Origin of the sequence: Fischerella sp. (assembly GCF_013388695.1) — a bacterium.
Lineage (GTDB): Bacteria > Cyanobacteriota > Cyanobacteriia > Cyanobacteriales > Nostocaceae > PCC9605.
The window spans coordinates 1-6,373 of the sequence record NZ_JACAEU010000053.1 but is presented as its reverse complement, the minus strand read 5'-3'; the positions used below and the strand labels follow the sequence as shown (position 1 = coordinate 6,373).

6 protein-coding genes, 1 pseudogene and 1 riboswitch are annotated in these 6,373 nt (G+C 43.9%); of the genes and pseudogenes, 3 read left to right on the top strand and 4 right to left on the bottom strand.

Annotation, left to right across the window (positions count from 1 at the left end):
• Positions 1-2,157, bottom strand: a 2,157-nt coding sequence (gene metE / locus HXY43_RS07740; RefSeq protein ID WP_290881882.1) for a 5-methyltetrahydropteroyltriglutamate--homocysteine S-methyltransferase, incomplete at its 3' end; no start/stop codon positions are given.
• A 265-nt stretch (positions 2,158-2,422) separates the two neighbouring features.
• A riboswitch (cobalamin riboswitch) is annotated at positions 2,423-2,568 on the bottom strand.
• 116 nt (positions 2,569-2,684) lie between these two features.
• Positions 2,685-2,825 (bottom strand): hypothetical protein, encoded by a 141-nt coding sequence (locus HXY43_RS07735; protein ID WP_290881881.1) that lies wholly within the window; start codon positions 2,823-2,825, stop codon positions 2,685-2,687.
• Between HXY43_RS07735 and HXY43_RS07730 the strand changes: the two are divergent.
• The 3 genes and pseudogenes from HXY43_RS07730 to HXY43_RS07720 all read left to right on the top strand — a co-directional run.
• Positions 2,781-2,999, top strand: a pseudogene (locus HXY43_RS07730) (NUDIX hydrolase); the annotation flags it as partial. The gene HXY43_RS07735 and the pseudogene HXY43_RS07730 sit on opposite strands and share 45 nt — an antisense overlap.
• Before the next feature lie 104 nt (positions 3,000-3,103).
• Entirely contained in the window at positions 3,104-3,517 is a 414-nt protein-coding gene (locus tag HXY43_RS07725) for a hypothetical protein (RefSeq protein ID WP_290881879.1), read from the top strand.
• Between the two features lie 619 nt (positions 3,518-4,136).
• Entirely contained in the window at positions 4,137-4,568 is a 432-nt protein-coding gene (locus HXY43_RS07720; RefSeq protein ID WP_026736628.1) for a nucleoside deaminase, read from the top strand.
• Positions 4,569-4,744: 176 nt separating this feature from the next.
• Here the strand turns inward: HXY43_RS07720 and rbsK are convergent, their stop codons facing one another.
• Both rbsK and HXY43_RS07710 read right to left on the bottom strand, forming a co-directional pair.
• Entirely contained in the window at positions 4,745-5,677 is a 933-nt protein-coding gene (gene rbsK / locus HXY43_RS07715) for a ribokinase (RefSeq protein WP_290881875.1), read from the bottom strand.
• Between the two features lie 244 nt (positions 5,678-5,921).
• On the bottom strand, positions 5,922-6,107 hold the full coding sequence (locus HXY43_RS07710; protein ID WP_026736626.1) for a DUF4278 domain-containing protein: 186 nt from the start codon (positions 6,105-6,107) through the stop codon (positions 5,922-5,924).
• Positions 6,108-6,373 lie beyond the last annotated feature (266 nt).

The window sequence follows — 6,373 nt, the reverse complement described above, 5'->3', positions numbered from 1 at the left end:
TTTCAATCCGCAATCGGGATTCACCCAGATTTGTCGCAATGGTAAATTGTGAATGCCTGCCTGCAATTGCTGCGCTAATTGTTCGGTTGTGGGCACGACTGGACTGTGAATATCGTAGATCCCATTGCCAATTTGATGGGAGTAGCCAGCATTGGTGACTTCTTGCAAGGTGCGGTTATTGCTGCGACTGTTCTCAATTGAAATCACATCTGCATCTAGACGTTCAATCTCTTTGATGATGTCGCCAAATTCGCAATAGCACATATGAGTATGAATTTGGGTTGATGGCTGGGCGATCGCCGTTGCTAAGCGAAACGCATCTACCGCCCAGGAGAGATAGTCATTCCAGCGTTCTAGTTTCAGCGGTAAGCCCTCCCGTAGAGCAGGTTCATCTACCTGGATCACCCGCGCGCCAGCAGCTTCCAAATCGGCGACTTCTTTGCGGATTGCCAAGGCAATTTGGAATGCTTGTTCCTGTCGAGAAATATCACTACGTGGGAACGACCAGTTGAGAATGGTGATGGGACCTGTGAGCATTCCTTTCACAGGTTTTTGAGTTAAAGCTTGCGCCACCTGAAACTCTCGCACCGTCATGGGTTGAGGACGCGCCACATCGCCATAGATGATCGGTGGACGCACGCAGCGACTGCCATAGCTTTGCACCCAGCCGTTTTCAGTAAAAGCAAATCCAGAGAGTTGCTGACCGAAGTATTCCACCATATCTGTGCGCTCAAATTCGCCATGTACCAGCACATCAATGCCGATCTCTTCCTGGAACTTAATGCACTCGGCAATCTCAGCATCGATCGCCGCTTGGTATTCTGCTGCTGTCAGTTCTCCTCGCTTGGATTTTACCCGCAGTTGTCGGACTTCGGAGGTCTGGGGAAAGGAACCGATCGTGGTCGTGGGGAGAGCAGGTAAGGGAATCTGTTGGTCTAAACGCAGGGAATAGGAGAGCGATCGCTCGAAGTCCTTCGCTGTCAAATTCTTAACCGTAACCTGCACGCTTTCATTGGCAGGACTAAATTGCTCGAAGGCGTTCCACTTCGTTTGTACCAAGGCTGAGCGATCGCTCAGATCATCCCCGGCTAATATCTGTGCCAGCAGCACGACCTCATCCAGCTTTTGTTCTGCGAAACTCAGCACATTTCGCAAGGGTTCTGGCAGTTTGGTTTCTCGCGTTGCATCGTAGGGAACAAATTGTAAGGATGCAGATGGCTGTATCCGAATGTTAGCCGTGATGTTTTGAATCGTTGCTAATGTTGACAGCACCGTATCGGGACGAATTTTCCAGATGTTACGCGCATCGACAATGCCCACCCCCAACTGTTTATCTGCTGGGAAACCATGCTGCTTGAGTAAGTCTAAATTGCGTCCGCGGGTGAAGTCTAAACCGATGCCAGCCACAGGTAATTCCATCACCCAGGGATAAGTCACTCCTAGATCATCAAAATAGGTAACGAGTTGAATGGGTATACCCACTTGAGCCAACTGGGTGTAGGTGGTGGCGATCGCCTCTCTCAGAGCCGTAGCACTGCTTGTGACTAGAATTGGCTCATGCACCTGTACTTCTGTGATGCCCAGTACTTGAAGCTGAGAGAATAGATTGCTATAGAGTGGCAATAGTTTTTCGAGATGGGTTTCCAGATTGCCTTCTAAACGGCTTAAACACAGTAGGGTGATTGGACTAAGGATGATGGGCACGGCTCGTTCACCCAAGAGGGACTGCGATCGCTGCACCATCGCCAAAAAGTCTGCAAAGTTTGCCTCTGGTTGGGCATCAGATGCAATTTCTGGCACCAGATAGTGATAGTTGGTATCAAACCACTTGGTCATTTCCAGCGCCGGAATGCCATCCTTGCCGCGTGCCATTGCAAAATATTGGTCGAATCCAGCGAGATGACGAAAGCGATCGGGAATCAACCCCAGACGAACACTCCAATCCAGCACATGGTCATAAAGGGTGGTGTCACCGATGCCAATGCGATCGATCCCAGCTTCGAGTTGGGTTTTCCAGTTCGCAAATTCAACCTCTCGAACCGTTTGCAACAAGGTTTCTGCATCAGATTTACTGCTCCAAAAGGCTTCTAATGCCTTTTTAACCTCACGATTTCTACCAATGCGGGGATACCCCAGCGTTGCAGTTTGAATGGTCATTGTTGTAGTGTCCTAAATTCTGTAAATAAACGTGCAAAACTAGCTGCTTCCCAACTAAGAAGCAACCCATAAGCAGACAAAGCGATGACACTGTCTTCAATTGACAGCAAGAATGCTGACTACCTTCTCTCAGGTAGTCTCGCCAAATAGCAACCTCGCGTTCAACTCAGATAGTCAATTCAGAACGCTACAATCTTAAAATTCCAACAAAAATCCGATCACAAAAGCTTGAAGTTCGCATCATCCGTACCTCGCAGATGTATATGTAACAGGTTTGTAACTCGGCGGGCATTCTGACTGAGAGAGTTGCGACTCTCTTCACAGCTGCGGGACAGCGGCAGATTCGCACTGCACTTTCCCCCTTGCGTTTGATGGCTGCTCCCCATCAAAACCGATATTTCACACTATACCATCTTCAACCTTGATAAGGTGTTTAGTTTCGCTATCAAATTTGTGGTGCTGTCCCCATTAGAAACTTAAGCAGCCCAACGGTCGTGTTCAGCGGCGGCTAGTTTCCTTGAATTCCATTAATATCTGATGGTCTTTCCATCTATGGGAATAATCTCTCCTCCCATTGAACTCACCAGGGTTTCTACCCATTGCAGAAAACATCGATTTAATGCCTCTGGGTCGATGATAATCCAGTCAAAGATACCAAGAAAATACATTTATTTTTCGCGGAAAATGTTATAAAATCTGGCGATCAAATGCTAGATATTACAGAAGAAATTGAAATAGTCTTAGTTCCAGTGGAATCAGTTTTGGACAAAATTATCCAAGAAGAAATTTCTGTAGCAGGTAGCGTTGCTGCTCTATTTTTGGGTTTAAATTTACTTAGGTAAGAGCATCATGAAAACACAGGTAAAATCTTATGGATCTTGGCGATCGCCTATTACCACAAATTTGATTACTTCGCATACCATCAGATTGGGAAAAGTTAGTTTCGATGGCTAAGTCATTTACTGGATTGAATTGTGACCGTCAGAGCAAGTTAGAAGTATGCTTGTACGCTGGATTCCCGATGGTCAAACTCAGGATATCACGCCTGCGTCTTTCAATGTACGTAGACGTGTTCATGAATATGGCGGTGCTTCTTTCCTTTACCCTATTCTATCCACATAAAAAGCGTGATTATACTGCCCCTGTAAGTGAAAAACCACCTTTGTTGGTAAAAAGTCACGGAAGCCCAACCTCAGCAACTTCCAGCAGTCTCAAATTTAGCATTGCCAACTGCGATCGCCAATTTCTCGATGTGTACGATCCGCCAAGTGGTATTGGTGTCTGGTCTGTTTCTGGAATTATCTGGGCGGGTAGGATACCCACCCCACAAGAATCATCCCTTGATGGGAGCAACTGTTAAATCCTGCTTTTCCTTAACTTGTTACTAATTATTTATCATAGCTTCCCACTGTCCATTTACACAAAGATATTTGATACAAGGTTTATCGACCGTGCAACCAATATCTTTTGGTTTCGGCTGCGGACATGCTTCTGGTGGTGGACTTGTTGATGGGTTTCTTGGTGGAATTATTGCTGGTTGAGTTACTTGTCGTAGTTTTTTTGTAGTAAGCATTCTCTTGTAGCACATTGTGATGCGCAATTTCCTATCTTTTCGCAATTAGTTTCAGTTACGGGTTGGGCAAAGGCTGGAGTCAAACTCAAGAAAATAGTACTAAATATGAGTGAACAAGAGAATATTACACGTTCAATCATAATAAAGCCTCACAAGAATGTAGAAACTGTGGAGACATCTACCGACGCTATAAATCTGTTTAATCCCCGCCGTTATAAAGCTTGGAATTGGCGGAAGTATTCCAAGGCAAGTTTTTAGCTCTTGCCAATAACGTAGTATCCAAAATATAAAGTAGAGTCTTTTTTAGGGATACATCGTATTAAAAAAGTATTCCCGTTTAGAACAGGTTAAATTCTGTGAAAACGATATGATCCCTCTATTCAGCTACTCAGAGGAGATTTAACAAATGGATGTATTTATGCAAGCTGCCATAGAGGAAGCACAACAAGGTAGACAAGAAGGTGGAATTCCCATTGGTTCTGTTCTTGTCAAGGATGGTAAAATTCTCGGCAGAGGACACAACAAGCGCGTCCAAGACGGCGATCCTGTCACCCACGCCGAAATTGATTGCCTTCGCAATGCTGGTAGAATTGGCAGCTACAGAGGTACAACACTCTATTCAACCCTAATGCCGTGCTATTTATGTGCTGGGGCAGTAGTGCAATTTGGTATTAAAAAAGTCATAGCCGGAGAATCTAGAACCTTTTCCGGTGCTAAAGAGTTTATGGTATCCCACGGTGTGGAAGTAATTGATTTAAACCTTAAGGAATGCGAAAAAATGATGAGTGAGTTTATTGAGGAAAACCCCGAATTGTGGAATGAGGATATTGGTAAGTAATTTGGGAAATGGGGAATTAGGCATTGGGCATTGGGCATTGGAAATTGGGCATTGGATAAAGGTTAAAGGGTAAAGGAATTTATTAACCTTTCACCTTTCCCCCTTTTCCCCTTCCCCCTCTTGTTTTTCCGATGTCCTTGCCCCTTCCAGCATAGCTGTCTTCTTCCAACTAACCACTAACCACTAACAACTCTCTTTTCTTTAAGAAAGGCATCAAACGCCAACCTATCTGGAAGCGAAGGTTGTGCACCTGGTTTAGTCGCAGCTAATGCACCCGCTGCTGCACCCCATACCACTGCTTGATGCAAAGAAAGTCCTTGGGATAGTGCAGCGGCTAAACCACCATTAAACGCATCTCCAGCAGCGGTAGTATCTACCGCCTGCACTGGAAACGCAGGCACAAAGAAAGTTTCATCAGAGGTGGCACAAACTACACCTTGTGCGCCTAATTTCACGATCGCATTTTTCACACCCTTTTTTAACAATTGTGCAGCTGCCTTTTTCGCCGACTCTTGTCCAGAGACAGGAAAACCTAGTAGTTGTCCTGCTTCTACTTCATTGGGAGTAATAATATCAACCAAGGAGTAAAGTTCATCTGGTACATCAGATTGTGCGGGTGCGGGATCGAGAATTACGGTTACTCCTGCTTCTCTTGCTGCTTGTGCAGCTGCAACTACTGCAAACATAGGAATTTCAAATTGTAGCAGTAGTGCTGAGCTTCCCGATAGCAAACGCGACACTCTTGTTACATCTTCTTGATTGACACGTCCGTTTGCACCAGGAATAACAATAATTTGATTTTCGCCTGCATCATCAACAGTAATAATCGCAACGCCAGAACTAATTGTTTCATCCATGAATACATTTTCAGTTTGCACACCAGCAGCTTGCAAACTATTTATAAGTTCTGTGCCAAAACCCTGTGCGCCTACACGTCCCACTATCTGAGTAGGGATTCCCAATTTTGCCAATGCTACCGCTTGATTTGCACCTTTACCGCCTGCTGCTTTAAAAAAATGATGTCCTAGCAGCGTTTCTCCAGGAAGTGGTAATCGGGGTGCAGTTGCTACTAAATCTATATTGATGCTGCCAAAGACGATAACAGTCATAAGGGTATTTACGTTGATTTTTAAAGTTATGCAGCGACTATATATGCTACAGAGGGCAATCGCAATAGTTCAAATAATCAAGCGTTTCTATAATTTTGAGGAGTTATTAAGCTACAATTACCAAATATATTTCAGAAAAAAACACATCAATCATATAGAGACGCAAAATTATCCTACAGAAAAATCTGTGGTGCATGCGTCTCTACATATATATTTGACTGACAATTAATTCAAAAAAGATAATTTAGCCTACGCAATTTTTATAATTAACTCCACGATATTTTAGTTGAGAGCATTTTTGAGCTTGAGCATCTATAGCCTTAGCAATTTTGTAAGCATTTCCTCGGTAATTACCCTCTTTATTATTGTCTGAAGTTTGTAATTGATTAGCCTGAGATTGATAACGAGTGCCACGATAAGAAAGATGCATTTTTTTCTCCCTAATTGCTAAAAATACTTGCAGAGTGAATTATTGTTTATCAGTTGCTATATAGATAATCAAATGTTTCTCAGGCTTTTACGCAAAACAGTTTATTAACTTTTGTAAAACCATTAAGTACTATAGGACTAGTATTTAATTTTTGAAAAGATACGTAGGGGAGGCAAAAAGGGGTGTGGATTTTCCTCCCCCTTTATTGCCGTTGCGTTACGCCAAAGGCTAACGCACCATTCTATGTTTTTGGTGCCGTACTCTCG

What these genes read in the sequence shown, in the direction of transcription:
- HXY43_RS07735 (WP_290881881.1), bottom strand. Translation starts at nt 2,825, where the DNA reads ATGTATTTTCTTGGTATCTTTGACTGGATTATCATCGACCCAGAGGCA.
- HXY43_RS07725 (WP_290881879.1), top strand. Translation starts at nt 3,104, where the DNA reads ATGGCTAAGTCATTTACTGGATTGAATTGTGACCGTCAGAGCAAGTTA.
- HXY43_RS07720 (WP_026736628.1), top strand. Translation starts at nt 4,137, where the DNA reads ATGGATGTATTTATGCAAGCTGCCATAGAGGAAGCACAACAAGGTAGA.
- rbsK (WP_290881875.1), bottom strand. Translation starts at nt 5,677, where the DNA reads ATGACTGTTATCGTCTTTGGCAGCATCAATATAGATTTAGTAGCAACT.
- HXY43_RS07710 (WP_026736626.1), bottom strand. Translation starts at nt 6,107, where the DNA reads ATGCATCTTTCTTATCGTGGCACTCGTTATCAATCTCAGGCTAATCAA.